Annotated in this window: 9 protein-coding genes and 1 pseudogene; 6 read left to right on the top strand and 4 right to left on the bottom strand. The window is 72.3% G+C overall.

Translation table 11 applies throughout. The features are described 5' to 3' along the window. The first annotated feature begins 557 nt into the window (after positions 1 to 557). From MTQ01_RS01510 to MTQ01_RS01500, 3 genes and pseudogenes are all read left to right on the top strand, one after another. A complete protein-coding gene (locus MTQ01_RS01510; protein WP_247486466.1) occupies positions 558 to 1340 on the top strand; it encodes a glycerophosphodiester phosphodiesterase in 783 nt (260 codons plus the stop codon). Between the two features lie 161 nt (positions 1341 to 1501). Continuing rightward, a pseudogene (locus tag MTQ01_RS01505) lies at positions 1502 to 1918 on the top strand (ATP-binding protein); the annotation flags it as partial. A gap of 593 nt (positions 1919 to 2511) precedes the next feature. Next, positions 2512 to 3480, top strand: a complete 969-nt coding sequence (locus MTQ01_RS01500; protein WP_247486465.1) for a DUF5926 family protein — start codon at positions 2512 to 2514, stop codon at positions 3478 to 3480. Between the two features lie 588 nt (positions 3481 to 4068). Here MTQ01_RS01500 and MTQ01_RS01495 read toward each other — a convergent pair. Both MTQ01_RS01495 and MTQ01_RS01490 read right to left on the bottom strand, forming a co-directional pair. Then, the gene (locus tag MTQ01_RS01495) at positions 4069 to 4764 is read right to left on the bottom strand and encodes a hypothetical protein (protein ID WP_247486464.1); all 696 of its coding nucleotides are present in this window, start codon (positions 4762 to 4764) and stop codon (positions 4069 to 4071) included. A 134-nt stretch (positions 4765 to 4898) separates the two neighbouring features. Beyond that, positions 4899 to 5714 carry a bifunctional DNA primase/polymerase gene (locus MTQ01_RS01490; RefSeq protein ID WP_247486463.1) on the bottom strand — a complete coding sequence of 272 codons (816 nt, stop codon included), beginning with the start codon at positions 5712 to 5714 and terminating at the stop codon, positions 4899 to 4901. Positions 5715 to 6423: 709 nt separating this feature from the next. Here MTQ01_RS01490 and MTQ01_RS01485 point away from each other — a divergent pair. The 3 genes from MTQ01_RS01485 (at position 6424) to MTQ01_RS01475 (ending at position 10530) form a co-directional block, all read left to right on the top strand. Beyond that, on the top strand, positions 6424 to 8385 hold the full coding sequence (locus MTQ01_RS01485) for a SpoIIE family protein phosphatase (protein WP_374207628.1): 1962 nt from the start codon (positions 6424 to 6426) through the stop codon (positions 8383 to 8385). A gap of 188 nt (positions 8386 to 8573) precedes the next feature. After that, the gene (locus MTQ01_RS01480) at positions 8574 to 10034 is read left to right on the top strand and encodes an aminopeptidase P family protein (protein ID WP_247486461.1); all 1461 of its coding nucleotides are present in this window, start codon (positions 8574 to 8576) and stop codon (positions 10032 to 10034) included. Between the two features lie 265 nt (positions 10035 to 10299). Continuing rightward, positions 10300 to 10530, top strand: a complete 231-nt coding sequence (locus MTQ01_RS01475; RefSeq protein ID WP_247486460.1) for a twin-arginine translocase TatA/TatE family subunit — start codon at positions 10300 to 10302, stop codon at positions 10528 to 10530. A gap of 299 nt (positions 10531 to 10829) precedes the next feature. On the opposite strand, the gene MTQ01_RS01470 is transcribed toward MTQ01_RS01475, so the two are convergent. Then, on the bottom strand, positions 10830 to 11885 hold the full coding sequence (locus MTQ01_RS01470) for a hemolysin family protein (RefSeq protein WP_247486459.1): 1056 nt from the start codon (positions 11883 to 11885) through the stop codon (positions 10830 to 10832). Continuing rightward, positions 11882 to 13216: a hemolysin family protein gene (locus MTQ01_RS01465; protein ID WP_247486458.1), complete on the bottom strand. Its 1335-nt coding sequence runs from the start codon at positions 13214 to 13216 to the stop codon at positions 11882 to 11884. The genes MTQ01_RS01470 and MTQ01_RS01465 overlap by 4 nt, the downstream gene beginning before the upstream one ends. Positions 13217 to 13784 lie beyond the last annotated feature (568 nt).

Below are 13784 nucleotides of genomic sequence, written 5' to 3'. Positions count from 1 at the left end.
GCCGCCCGGCGGCGTACCGTCGCGCGGCGGGGCCGGGGGCGCGTCCTCGGGGGTCACGGGCGGACGCTGCGGGGTGTTCTGCGGCACTCGGTCGGCGGGGGCCGTTTCGTCGCCAGGGCCCTCGTCCGACGGTCGGCCGACACCCTCGTGCTCGGTGCTCACAGCTCTCTCCTCAGGTACACGACAGTCACGCCTGGGCTGTTCACCCTAGAACCAGTCTGCGGTCAGCTTTTCCCACGGCACGTCAAGGCGGCGTAAGCCGTACGTGTCTTCCCTCCTCGCACACCTCTCCCGCTCCCCGCCACGCGCCTCTCCCGCTCCTCGCCGCACGCCGTCCCCTCTCCTCGCCCCCATCTCACTCCTGCCCCACACCGCTCCTTCCGCACGCCCGCCCTCCACATCGCACGCCCCGCCGCGCTCCTCCTCCGGCCTCTTCCGGCCAACCGGCGGGCGCGAACCGGACAACCTCGCGCCGGCATCGACCCGAACCCGTGCACGGCCGGGCTCGCGGCCCCGCGCCGACGACCGGCGGTGCCCGAAAGTGGCACGATGACGCCGTGCGCCCCCTTTCCGTCATCGCCCATCGAGGGGCGTCCGAGGACGCTCCCGAGCACACTCTGGCCGCCTACCGCAAAGCCATCGAGGATGGCGCCCACGCGCTGGAGTGCGACGTCCGCCTCACCGCCGACGGCCATCTCGTCTGTGTCCACGACCGCCGCGTCAACCGCGTCTCCAACGGCAGGGGCGCGGTCTCCACACTGGAGCTCTCCGAGCTGGCGACCCTGGACTTCGGCTCCTGGAAGGACGCGGACGAGCAGCCCGAGACCGAGGACCCGGAGCGTGCCTCGGTGTTGACGCTCGACCGGCTGCTGCGTCTGGTGCGCGAGTACGCCGACGCCGGGCGTCCGGTGGAGCTGGCGATCGAGACCAAGCACCCGACCCGCTGGGCGGGGCAGGTGGAGGAGCGGTTGGTCGAGCTGCTCGCGGAGCACCGACTGCCCACTCCGGTACGGGTGATGAGCTTCTCCGCGCGTTCACTGCACCGGGTGCGCGCGGCGGCACCGCATCTGCCGACCGTCTATCTGATGCAGTTCCTGCTGCCGCGCTACCGCGACGGACGGCTTCCGGTGGGCGTCGGCATCGCGGGGCCGAGCGTGCGGATCATCCGGAACCACCCGGAGTACGTCATCCACGCGCAGCGCGCCGGGCACCAGGTGCACGTCTGGACGGTGGACGACCCGATCGACGTCGAACTGTGCGCACGGCTGGGAGTGGACGCGCTGATTACGAACAGACCACAACAGGTGCTGTCCCAACTGTCCGACCTTGGGCGGCTTTAGAGGCATTCACCCGGTCGTTTTTCCTCACTCGTCGCACAGTTGCGGACGCGTTCCGTGTCAGTTCATGACGTGAGTGACAAACGTCCGTTGCCTGTCGGTTTCCCCTCGCACCGCGAAGGGCATCCATCTTCTTGGCATGGGGCAATAAGGAGGTCTCGGGGGTGGCGTTCGTAATGGCACAGGAAGTGCCGGCTTCGTCAACCATGGCCGTGCCCTATGGACCAATGGGCGTCGGTCTGGCGCGGCGGCGTATGCGCGAAGAACTACGGGCACATGGCGCGCCCGACAGCGTGGTGGACGACGCGCTGCTCATCCTTTCCGAGTTGCTGAGCAACTCCTGCCGCCATGCGTCCCCTCTCCCTCCCGACGACTCGGTCCGCGCGGACTGGGCGCACACCTCCGACGGGCGTCTGACCATTTCTGTCACGGACGGGGGCGGTCCGACCAGACCGCTTCCAGCCACACCGTCGGTGAGCGCGCACGGCGGCAGGGGGCTCTCGATCATCACCTCGCTCGCGCGGGACTGGGGAGTCGAGGACCGCGGCGAGGACGGCAGCGTCACCGTGTGGGCCGTGGTCGCCCCGCAGAGCATCTCGCCGAGCGCACGGCTGAGCGGTCGGGGCCTGCCCGGGCTGCCCGGCGGTCTCGGCCCGCGGGGCGGCGGGCGCGGCGGGCTGCGCGCGATGGCACCGGGCAGCGGCCGGGCCAGGCGCTCGGCGCGCACCCACGGCGGCGTACGGGCGTCCGGCAGGCCGGAGGCGGGCAGGACCGAGGCGGGCAGACCGGAGCCCCGGCCCGAATCCGCGCTGGAGACCGAGGCCTTGGAGTCGCTGGAGGGGCTGGAGGAGTTCACCGGCTTCGACGAGCCGTCGGCCCGCGGTCAGCGGCGCAGTGCCCCCGGCGGGCGCAACGCCGGGCCCCAGCACGGCACTTCGGGGCCGCACGGCGCTCCGGGCCACCACGGCTGAGCCCGTCGGGCTCGTTCGCGCCCGTTCGTGCCCCCTTCGTACGCCGACGTCCCTTCGGCCCGTGGGCGGGCTCGGACGCGGCCGTTGGGCGGACTCCGGCGCGTCGGCCACGGGTTGGGGACGTTCGGATACCGCAGCACGGGCGGCAGCCGGTGCCCTAAGCTCGCGCGCGACAGCGTTCGCACGACACGGAGACTCGCGCCATGGCCAAGAAGCGTCGCCCCCAGTCCAAGGCTGCCAAGCCTCAGCTCGCCGACGGGGAGGTCGCGGTCGTCGGTGCGCGCGAGCCCTGCCCCTGCGGTTCGGGCCGCCGGTACAAGGCCTGTCACGGGCGCGAGGCGTCCCACGCCGCGACCGAGCTGGTGCGCCGACCCTTCGAGGGCCTGGCGGGCGAGTGCGACTGGGTCGCCATGCGCGAGCTGGTGCCGGCCGCGACCGCGTCTCTGACGCTGCGCGACGGCCTCCCCGAGGGCGTCCCCTCGGTGACGCTCGCCACCGTCCTTCCGCTCGCCTGGCCGGGCCTGCGGCGCGACGACGGCAGCGTCATGGTCGGCATCCAGAACGACACTCCTTCCGGTGACATCAGCCGCGACCTCGCCGATGTGCTGCTGCGCGGCCTGAACGCCGACCCGGGCAGCCCGATCGCCACCGGTCGGCCGTCGGTCGACGCCCCGCGCCTCCAGGACGTGTTGGACGCGCAGGTGCAGCTGGTGCCCGAGGTGCACACCGGCTTCGAGTTCTGGCTGGGCGACGCCGAGGACGCCTCGGGCGAGGTCGCCGCGTCGCTGGAGCGCGCCAACTCCGCCGCTCTGCCCACCCTTCGCCTCGGCGGCGTCGAGGCCGCCTACTGGTGCGAGACCCCGGAGAAGAACCATCTGCGCTGGGTCATGCCGCACGGCGAGGAGGAGCTGCTCGACGCGCTCTCGCGCCTGCACGCGGCCGGCGCCTCCTCGCTGGGGGAGGACACCCGCCTGGTCGGTTCGTTCCGTGCGCACGGGCTGCTCGTCCCGGTGTGGGACCTGCCGAGCGCGATGACCGCCGAGGAGTGCGAGAAGCCCGCCGCGGCCTTCCAGGAGCGGCTGGCCGAGGCGCTCGGCAGCACCGTGCCGCTGACCGCGGAGGAGCGCAAGTCCCGCAGCGGGCTGATGAATCGGCAGATCACCCTCAGCTGACCCGGCGCGATTCAAGTCGATTACACCTGTCACGAACTCCCGGCCATACTTCGCGGGAACTCGTGACGCTTATCACAAGAAGCCATTCAGGTCCGGGAATCGGCGCGGGAATTGGCGCCGAGGAATTTGCCTGAGCCGAATCTCTTGTTACCGTTTCCGAAGCCCGATCGCTGGTGCATCCCCCGTCGCCAGCGATCGGGCGTTGCCATTTCCTGCCCAGGTGCGCACCCGGTTCGTGCCGGCTTTCGAGGGCCGTTCCAGCGGGTTGGGCCCGCACCCCCGCGTACGGCTGCCGGTGCCGGGCACCCGCGGCTGCGGCACCCGGTCCGTCCCCTTTGGGCCCGCACTCGCGGCGACGGCGGCGGCTTCGAGCACGTCCCACCCGGCCCGCTTCGCGGCGGGGCGCACCGCCCGAGGCGCAGTTCGCAGCGCTTCCCGCCCCTTGCCTCCCGTCCCACGCCTCCCGCTGCACGACCGGGGCTTCACCCGTCGCGCAGTCGGGAGTCGGGCCGTCGCGCAGTCGGGACTCGGGCACTCGGACAGTCGGGACTTCGACCGCCGGACGTCCCGGAGGCACTTGCCGCCGCCTCAACGCGGCTGTTCCCCGGCGGGGTTGCTGCCCGCGCGCACCAGCATGCGTTCGGCGTCGGCGGTGGCGATCTCGGCGATCGCCGTATAGGGCTCCTCGTGTTCCAAAGGGTGCAGAGTGCGTTCGCGGGGCGTTTCACAGCTGCCGGGATTACCGGAAGCCGGGAGTTCGCAGTTCACCTGAAGAGTCCTGCCGTCCGGGCGCAGCAGCGTGAGCACTCCCATTAGCGGGGCACCGCTCGTATTGCGGTAGTAGGTGCGGCCGCGGGTGTGGTCTTCTTCTTCCAGTACGCAGGTCTGGGCCATCACCCACTCGCGGAGTTCGATCTCCGGACCGCACCGCGCGGTGGGGCCGGAGTTCGTTTCGGGTCCGGCGGCGGGTGCGGGGGCGGGGCCCGCGGCGGCAGCGGGCCCGGGCTCCCGGTCGCCCGCGGAAGGGGACGACTCGTCCGGCTCCGGCGCCGTGCGCCGCTCCCCGGAGCCGTCCAACGGACCGCGCAACGGCGCTCCCGGGCTCCCGTGGATCGACTCGACCCCGGCAGCCCCCGGGGGCCGGGACTGCTCGCGCGGCGCGTCGACGGGCCCCGCGCTCGCCGCGGTCAGCGGCAGCACGGCGGACAGCGCGACGGCCGCGGAGAGAGCGGCCACGCGTACTCGGGAGAAGCGCCGCTGTGGCGCGTGCTGCGGCGGAGGCATGCGGCGAACATACGGGCCGGCGGATGCGCCGTTCGCCCGCTTCCGCCCGTTGCCCGACAAGTCGCGCGGCTTCCCACCCCTTTGAGTGACGGGCGCCGCAACACCCGTACCCCGGCGCCCGCTTGGGCTCCGGGTCAGTACGTCAACCTGCTGCCGCCCTCCGGCGCGGTCGCACTGGCCTCGACGAGAACGTCCAGCAGTGCGGCCGTCGGCGGAAGGTACGGCGTGCGGGCCCCGCGCGGAGTCAGCGGCGGACGCTCCCAGCTCACCCGGCCGCCCGTCGTCGAGGAGGGCGGCAGGGCGATGTAGCCGCCCTCCGAGTGGAAGCGCAGCGAACTGGGCACATGGTCCAACGCGTACAGCAGCTCGCCCAGTTCGGCCAGCTCGTACGGCTGGACCAGCAGCGCCCAGCGGGTCGGCCCGGCCACCACGGGGCCGGTGCGGATGCCGCGGGCGTCCAGGGTCCGCAGCGCCGCCGCTCCCGCGCCCGCCGGCAGGCTGAGCGCGCACGGCGCCCGCCCTCCGGTGGCCAGGATCACGGAGGCGTGCGGCCGGGTGCTCCACCACCAGCGGATCATCCGGGCGTCCGTGGTGGCGGCGAGCAGGTCCGGGTCGTACGGGTGGGCTCCCGGCACCACGCAGTCCGGCCGCCCGCATTCGCAGCGGACGTCCGCGCCCGGGTCGCTGCCCGCCTCCGCCGGACCCCTGCCGGCCGCAGCGGCGATACGAGCCCGCACCCCGCGCACCGGGGACCGCTGTGCGCCGCGGGTGCCGGTGGAGGCGTCGGGGCTGTCGGTGGAGCGGGAGGAGCTGCCGGAGCCGTATCGGCCGACGGGCTCACGCAGTTCCGCCCCGGGCACCACCGGCCAACCCCACTGGGTGGCGGTGGTGAGGACGGCGGACCGCCGTGCCCAGCGGCCGAGGCGCTGCCTTCCGGGGATCTCACGCATGAGCGCTCAACCTTTCCGTTGGTCGCGGACCGTTCGCGGGGCCGGTGGACGCCGTAACGGACGTGGTGCCGTGTCGGCTTGCTGACTCACCGGCGTGCGCGAACAGTACGCAGGGCGTACAGGACCTTTCAGACGTAACGCTTTCAGAGTGGTGCAACGAGCGGGAAGTTCACATTCTTCTCGCAACCGACCGCAGGCAGCGGTACACCGCGAGTGGATCTCGTGTCACTGTGCGTACGGAGCAGCGCATCATGCTCTTGGCCGAGCGCGGAACCTGGCGGGAGGTGGCGCGTCCTGGCGTTCGCGCGTGCTCCCCGCTGTGCGTTGCGCGTGTGCTTCCGATCGTGTCGATCTCTGCTCGCCACTGCTGAACCAGTCGCCCTCGACTCCCGATTGAGACGCACGGGACCGGGATCGGGTTCCCCTGCGGGGAGGTCTACCCCCGCAGCGCGCCCGTGTCCACGCTCTCCGCACACCCGCCAGGGGCGGCCCGGACGACGTCCCGGATGTCGTGGCGCTGCCGAACGAATCCAGTCGACCTCGTTTTGACGCAACTGGGGTACTTTTCACGCCAAGTTGCGGGACACTCGGCTTGTCACTCCCCACCGCCGGAAGGCGCCTGGGCACCATCGCCCGGATCACAACATTGCTGGACATTCTCTGACCGGTGCGTGTACTTCTGGAGGCACTGGTAGCAGAGCAGCACGACATGGGGGTTTGCGATGCTAGTGACAGATACGCCCTCCGGCGAAAGCCGCTGCTCATGACAACGCACCATCTGCCAAAAGTGGCCGGAATCAGTTCCTCCCTACCCAGGGCGGAGCACACTAACCCGCCTTCTCCCGCGGCAGGTTCGGCGCAGAGCAGTGCGCACGAGCCGCTCGCCGAGTCCGAAAACATTCGTGCCGATCCGGGCCACCCGGACCACCGCGCACCCGCCTCGGCGGACGCCCCGCACACTCCGTACGCCGACGCCCCCACACCCGTCGAGCAGTTGGCCGCCGCGCAGGACCGGCTGGCCGGCTGGATCTCCGATCTCACCACCCTGCACGAGCTCACCGAGGGCCTCGTCCGCGCCACCACTCTGGAGGAGGCGCTGCACGAGACGCTGCGCGGCGGCGCGGTGCTGGTCGGCGCGCAGCGCGGACTGATCGTGCTGGCACCGGCCGACGGGCTGGGCCCGGACCGGACGCTGGGCCTGGGTCTGGGCCGGGCCGACATCGGCCAGATCGAGACCGTCACCGACAGCTCCGCCTTCTACGGACGGCTGTTGGAGGGCCTGCCCGAGCCGGGACGGCCGGAGGAGATCAGCCACCCCGACATCGCCGGCCAGGACGAACTCGACCCGCGCCACCGCGAGGTGGCCGCCCGGCTCGGCTACGCGGCGAGCTACGCCGTACCACTCCACGCGGCGCCGCTCCGGCCCGCGCCCGGCCCCGACGCCGACCCCGCCCTCGCGAGCGCCGCCGATGGCGCCGTCGAGAGCACCGGGGCCACCGGGAGCACCGACACCGCCACCGGGCCGACGGCACCGACCGGCCCATCGAGCGCCACCCCCACCGGCGCCGCCGCCCACTCCACCGCCCTGCCGCCCGAAGCCGACACCAACACCGACACCGCCACCGGCACCTCCCGCGCCACCGACGACGTCACGCTTTCGGATGAGCCGCCCGCCGCCCCGGGCCCGCCCCCGGCCCCGTCCCCGGATTCGCCCGTCTCCCCCGACTCCTCCGCCGGGCAGCCGCTCACGCCGCTGCCGTCGCGCCCGTCGGGCCCCCCGCCCCTGCCCGTCCACCGCGTCCCCGTGCCGAACGGGGCGGGGGGCCGGCTCGGTGCGGTGGTCTGGCTGTACGACGAGCCGGCGGCGCCCACCGAGCGGCAGCGCCATCTGCTGGGCCTCTACCTCCAGTGCGCCGCCGAGCACCTCGCCCGGCGGCTGTCCCTCTTCCGGGCCGAGTCCGCGCTCGCCGCCGTGCAGGAGGAGCTGCTGCCGGCCAGGCTGCCGCGGGTGCCCGGAGTACGGCTGGCGGTACGGCACTTCGCCGGCCCGCACGGCGGTGGCGACTGGTACGACGTGCTGCCGCTCCCCGAAGCCGCGCTCGGCCTCTCGGTCGGCGGGGTCACCGGCTCCGGGCCGGGCGCCGTCGCCGCGATGGGACGGCTGCGCGCCTCGCTGCGGGCGTACGCCGTGATGGAGGGCGAGGATCCGGTGGCCGTGCTGTCGGATCTGGAGCTGCTGATGCGGCTGACCGAGCCGGCGCGCTCGGCGACCGCGCTCTTCGGGTACGCCGAACCGGCCTCGCGGAAGATCGTGATCGCCGGCGCCGGGCACTGTCCGCCGCTGATCGTGGGCCCGCGGCGGTGCGAGTTCGTCGAGACGACGCTGTCGGCGCCGCTGGGCATGCTGGCCTGCTGGGAGGCGCCCAGCGTCGAGGTGCGTCCGGAGGCCGGCGAGACGCTTCTGCTCTACACGGACGGGTTGCTGCGGCGCACCGGCGAGTCGATGGACCGCGCCTTCAGCCGGCTGCACTCCGCCGCGTCGACGGCCGCACCGGACGTACGCGACGATCCGGACGCCCTCGTCGACCATGTGCTGCACAAAGTGCTCGGCCGGCAACGCTGCGAGGAGCCGCACCCCGAGGACGTCGTCCTCCTCGCGGCTCGTTTCTGAGCCCGGGACCCGCGGGCCGGCCGCCGCCCACCGGGCCCAACGCCGCGCCCGCGGACGGGGGTTGCCCCCGACGGCGAGCGCGGCGCCGCCGCACGCCGCGACGGCGGGGCGCCCGCGGCAGGGAGAGCTTCGCGGGAACGCTCGTACGATGGGCAGCGGTCCCAGTCCGTACGCAAGGAGGCAGCGACGTGGCCGAGCAGCAGTCACCGGAGACCCCGGCAGACGAGCAGCCGATCAAACAGCGGAAGAACGGCCTGTACGGGGGCGTTTCCGACGAGCTCGCGGAGAACATGCGCTCGGGGTGGGCGGACACCGAGCTGCACGGCCTCGAACCGATCGAGCAGGCCGGGCAGACCGCCGAACGCCGCGCGAAGCTCTCCGCCCAGTTCCCCGGCGAGCGCCTCGTGATCCCCGCGGGCAACCTCAAGACCCGTTCCAACGACACGGAGTACCCGTTCCGCTCCTCGGTCGAGTACACCTACCTCACCGGTGACCAGACCGAGAACGGCGTTCTGGTGCTGGAGCCGCGGGACGGCGGCCCGGGGCACGACGCCACGCTCTACCTGCTGCCGCGCTCCGACCGGGAGAACGGCGAGTTCTGGCTGGACGGCCAGGGCGAGCTGTGGGTCGGCCGCCGCCACAGCCTGGCCGAGGCCGAGCAGCTCTACGGCATCCCCTGCTCCGACGTCCGCGAACTCACCGGAAAGCTGGGCGCCGCCGCCGGGCCGGTCCGGGCGGTGCGCGGCCACGACGCCGGTGTCGAAGCGGCCCTGGCCGACAGCGCGACCGCCGACGGCGACGAGGAGCTGCGCGGCTTCCTCTCCGAGATGCGGCTGGTCAAGGACGCCTTCGAGGTCGCCGAGCTGCAGAAGGCCGTGGACTCCACGGTGCGCGGCTTCGAGGACGTCGTGAAGGTGCTGGACCGGGCGGAGGCCACCTCCGAGCGGTACATCGAGGGCACCTTCTTCCTCCGTGCCCGCGTCGAGGGCAACGACATCGGCTACGGCTCGATCTGCGCCGCCGGTCCGCACGCCACCACCCTGCACTGGGTGCGCAACGACGGCGCGGTGCGCTCCGGCGAGCTGCTGCTGCTGGACGCCGGAGTGGAGACGCACAGCCTCTACACGGCGGACGTCACCCGCACCATGCCGATCAACGGCCGTTTCAACGACCTCCAGCGCAAGATCTACGACGCGGTGTACGACGCGCAGGAGGCGGGCATCGCGGCCGTCCGGCCCGGCGCGAAGTACCTGGACTTCCACCACGCCTCGCAGCGCGTGCTCGCCGAACGCCTGGTGGAGTGGGGCCTGTTGGAGGGCCCGGTGGAGCGGGTGCTGGAGCTGGGTCTCCAGCGGCGCTGGTCGCTGCACGGCACCGGCCACATGCTCGGCATGGACGTCCACGACTGCGCCGTGGCCCGGCGCGAGACCTACGCGGACGGAACGCTTGAGCCCGGCATGTGCCTGACGGTCGAGCCCGGCCTCTACTTCCAGCCGGACGATCTGACGGTCCCCGAGGAGTACCGCGGCATCGGCGTGCGGATCGAGGACGACATCCTCGTGACGGAGGACGGCAACCGCAACATGTCCGACGGCCTCCCGCGCCGCTCGCAGGACGTGGAGGAGTGGATGGCCCGGCTGAAGGGCTGACCCTCCCGCTCCCCGGCTCCGAAGGGCCGGGCGCGAGTCCGCGGACGCCTCGGCCGCCACGGACTCCGCGCCCGGCCCTTCGCCGTCGCCGGTCCGGCCGGGCCCCACAGCCCAACGGCCCGCAGCCATCCCGCTGCCCGCTGCCCGCTGCCCGCTGCCCGCTGCCCGCTGCCCGCTGCCCGCTGCCAAGACTTACCTGGGTCTTTTCCAACTCCATGCGTTTGCTTTGCCATCTCCGGCAGCGGCCCCCGGCATAGTGGATCGCATGCTAAGCAACGGACTCGCCCCCTGGCACCTGCTTCTGCTGGTGCTCGTCGCGGTTGTCGTGTTCGGCTCCAGCAGGCTGCCGGGAGCGGCACGCGGTCTGGGTCAGGCACTGCGCATCCTCAAGTCGGAGGTCGGCGCCGCCAAGTCCCAGCCGGACACCGCGGCGAGCCGGCCGGTCGAGGAGCAGCAGCTCAAGCCGCCGCCCGCGGGCGAGTCCGCGGCCCGCTGAGCCGACACCACACGTAGACGCGCGGCCCGCACCCGACCGCGCGGGAGCCGCCCGTACGACCCTGTGCGCACGCGCCGCACGTACGACCGCGAGCGCCCCGCCTGTACGGTCGCGCACCCGCACGCCCCTCGACGGGCGCCCCGCCCCCGTCGACCCGCAACGGAACAGCTCCGCCCCGCTCTCCCGGGGAGGAAAGAAAGCGTCCTCGTCCCGTGCCCACGCACGGGACGAGGACGCTTTCGTGTCCGCTCCTCGGTCGCGCCCGGGCCGGTCGGATCCGCGGCCGGCCCGGGCGTCGGCTAGCTCTTCGCCACCGCGGTCGCGCCGGTGCCGCGGTCGGCGACCAGCGGGCCGGTCAGCCGGACGATGAGGTCGTCCAGGCTGATGAGGCCGACCAGTCGGGCCTCGGTGTCCCGGATGACCGCGAGCGAGGCCCTGCGCTGACGCAGTTGCTCGATCGCGTGCGCGGTGGTGTCGCCGGGCGCGAGCTCGGGCACCGGCCGGGCGAGCATTCCGGCGGTGGTCTGCCGTCCCCTCGCCCGCGCCACCATGGCGTCCCTGGCGTGCACGGAGCCGAGCACCCGGTCGCCGTCGCGCACCAGCAGCCGGGTCAGATCGTGCTCGGCCGCCGCGGCGAGCAGCGTGTCCACATCCGCGTCCGGTGCCACCGAGTGGATGCGGTCGGCCGCCACCATCAGCTCGCCGACCTCGGTCTGCGGTTCGGTGAGGCTGCGGGTGAGCAGGGTGGAGTCGTCCCGGCTGATCAGGCCCAGCCGCGAGGACTCGGTGATCAGATGCGTCAGCTGCTCCCGGTTGTGCACCGAGGTCAGCTCCTCGCGGGGGGTGACGCGGCACATCCGCACCAGACCGTTGCTGATCTTGTTGAGCACCCAGATCAGCGGACGCACGAAGGTGGTGATCGCGCGGAACGGCGGTGCGAGCAGCATCGCCGAACTCTCCGGGTGGGCGATCGCCCAGGACTTCGGCGCCATCTCGCCGAGGACCATGTGCAGGAAGACGACCACGACCATCGCGAGGATGAACGCGACCACATAGCTGAGCGAGGTGGGCAGTCCGGCCGAGACCAGCAGCGGGTCCAGCTGGTGCGAGATCGCCGGCTTGGAGATGCTTCCCAGCCCCAACGTGCAGACAGTGATGCCGAGTTGGGCGCCGGCGAGCATCAGCGAGAGCTCCCGCATGCCGGCCAGCGCCGATTTGGCGCCGCGCTTCTTCTCGGCCGCTGCCTGCTCCATGCGGTGGTGCTTGGCCGCGACCAGCGCGAACTCGGCGGCGACGAAGAAGCCACTGCCGACCAGCAGCAGCAGGGTGATGAAGGTTGCCATCAGAGGGCTCATGCGACTTCCTCCCGCGCGGCCGGTGCGCCGTGGGTGGCGATCCGCACCCGGCCCGGTACGTGACGGTCGAGCGTCACGACCTCGATCTCCGCCGTACCGGTCTCGGGCAGGTCCACGCTCAGCCGGTCACCGATCGTCGGGAAGCGGCCGAGTCGGTCGATGACGAACCCGGCGACGGTGTCGTAGTCCTCGTCCTCGGGCAGTACGACGCCGGTGGCCTCGGCCACCTCGTCGAGCCTGCGGTGGGCGTCCACCAGCCAGCGGTCGCCCAGCGCGACCGCGACCTCGACGACCCGGTCGGACTCGTCGTTGATCTCGCCCACCAGCTCCTCGGCGATGTCCTCGAAGGTGATGATGCCGGCGAGGCCGCCGTGCTCGTCCAGCACGACCGCGAACTCGTCGCCCTGCTCCTCCAGTTGGCGCACCGCGTCGGGCAGCGGAAGGGTCTCCGGCAGCAGCAGCGCCGGCCGGGCCAGCTCGCCCGCGGTGACCTCGGCGATCCGGTCGGCGTCCACCCGCATCAGCTCCCGGACGCCGATCAGCCCGACGATGTCGTCGGGCCGTTCGCCGTGCACGGGGTAGGTGGAGTGGCCGTAGCGGGCGATCAGCTCCACCGCGTCCGCGGCCGGTGCGGCGGCGGCCAGGTAGGCGACGTCCACCCGCGGGACCATCGTCTCGCCGACCGTGCGCTCGCCGAACTCCAGTACGTGGTCGATGAGTTCGGCGGTGTGCTGGGGGAGGTGGCCGTGCTCGTGGGAGGTGTCCACGAGGTGGCCGAGCTCCTCCAGGGTGGCGCCGTGGTGCAGCTCCTCGACCGGCTCGATGCCCACCTTGCGCAGGATCTTGTTGGCCGAGTTGTCGAAGATGTGGATCAGCGGTCCGGCGACCTTGAGGTACGCCAGGGTGGAGGGCGCCAGCGATTTGGCGAGCCGTTCGGGGATCGCCAGTGCCAGGTTCTTCGGCGCGAGTTCGCCGAGCACCATCTGCAGCGCGGTGGCGGAGACGAAGGCGAGCGTCAGCGCCACGCCGCCCACCGCCGCGTCGGGCACACCGATACCGGTGAGCATCGGCCGCAGCAGCTCCGCGAGCGCGGGCTCGGCGAGGAAACCGACGATGAGGCCGGTGACGGTGATGCCGAGCTGTGCGCCGGAAAGCATGAAGGAAAGCCGGCCGAGCACCTTGAGTGCTCGTGCGGCGCGCTTGTCGCCCGCGTCGGCGTCACGCGCGAGCGCGACCCGGTCGGCGGCGACGTAAGCGAATTCCTGAGCAACGAAATAGCCGGTGCCCGCGGTGAGCACGACAACCGCGAGCAGACCCAGAACGGCGTTCACCGCTCACCACCCGGAACGCGCGAAGGGCCGGCGCTGCGACGGGGGAGCGGCGAGGACGTCTGCCGGAGTCCGTGCCACCCCCGTTCCGCGAGCCGCGTTCCGCGGTGTCCGAGTGGACCGTCCGGAAGCTTCGGGAGAGGTGTGGCACGGCTGGTACTGGGAGGTTCGCCCATGATGGGTCTGGAACTCCTTTCGAACGCGGATGCACCCACTGTGGTGCTCCTGGTGAAAAGCATCGTAAAGGAGCAGCAAAGACTTCGGCAGAGCTCAACGGTGTTATCTGCGCGATTGCGGTCACCCTCCGCATTGTGTTGTTCACTGTCACAACATGCAGGTCAACTCCTTGAATAGGGGGCTCCCGTAGATCGTTGCGCTATTGGTACTGTCAGCTCGCCGTACTCGGCCTCGCGCAGTTCGCGAGGGGACGGGCGGACCCCTGGCACCGGTTCGTCGGGCTCACATCCATGACCCCGACGACACCGCGCGTACGCCGTCAGCCCCCTGGCGGGCGCCGTACGCACGCGCCAGTGCAGGCAGCAGGCGACAGGTGCCCCTGGCGGGGCTGGAG

This window comes from Streptomyces sp. XM4193 (assembly GCF_023072595.1).
Lineage (GTDB): Bacteria > Actinomycetota > Actinomycetes > Streptomycetales > Streptomycetaceae > Streptomyces.
The sequence above is the reverse complement of the archived record's forward strand: the minus strand, read 5'-3'. Positions and strand labels throughout refer to the sequence as shown.

What these genes read in the sequence shown, in the direction of transcription:
- MTQ01_RS01500 (WP_247486465.1), top strand. Translation starts at nt 2,512, where the DNA reads ATGGCCAAGAAGCGTCGCCCCCAGTCCAAGGCTGCCAAGCCTCAGCTC.
- MTQ01_RS01495 (WP_247486464.1), bottom strand. Translation starts at nt 4,764, where the DNA reads ATGCCTCCGCCGCAGCACGCGCCACAGCGGCGCTTCTCCCGAGTACGC.
- MTQ01_RS01490 (WP_247486463.1), bottom strand. Translation starts at nt 5,714, where the DNA reads ATGCGTGAGATCCCCGGAAGGCAGCGCCTCGGCCGCTGGGCACGGCGG.
- MTQ01_RS01485 (WP_374207628.1), top strand. Translation starts at nt 6,424, where the DNA reads ATGGGGGTTTGCGATGCTAGTGACAGATACGCCCTCCGGCGAAAGCCG.
- MTQ01_RS01475 (WP_247486460.1), top strand. Translation starts at nt 10,300, where the DNA reads ATGCTAAGCAACGGACTCGCCCCCTGGCACCTGCTTCTGCTGGTGCTC.
- MTQ01_RS01470 (WP_247486459.1), bottom strand. Translation starts at nt 11,885, where the DNA reads ATGAGCCCTCTGATGGCAACCTTCATCACCCTGCTGCTGCTGGTCGGC.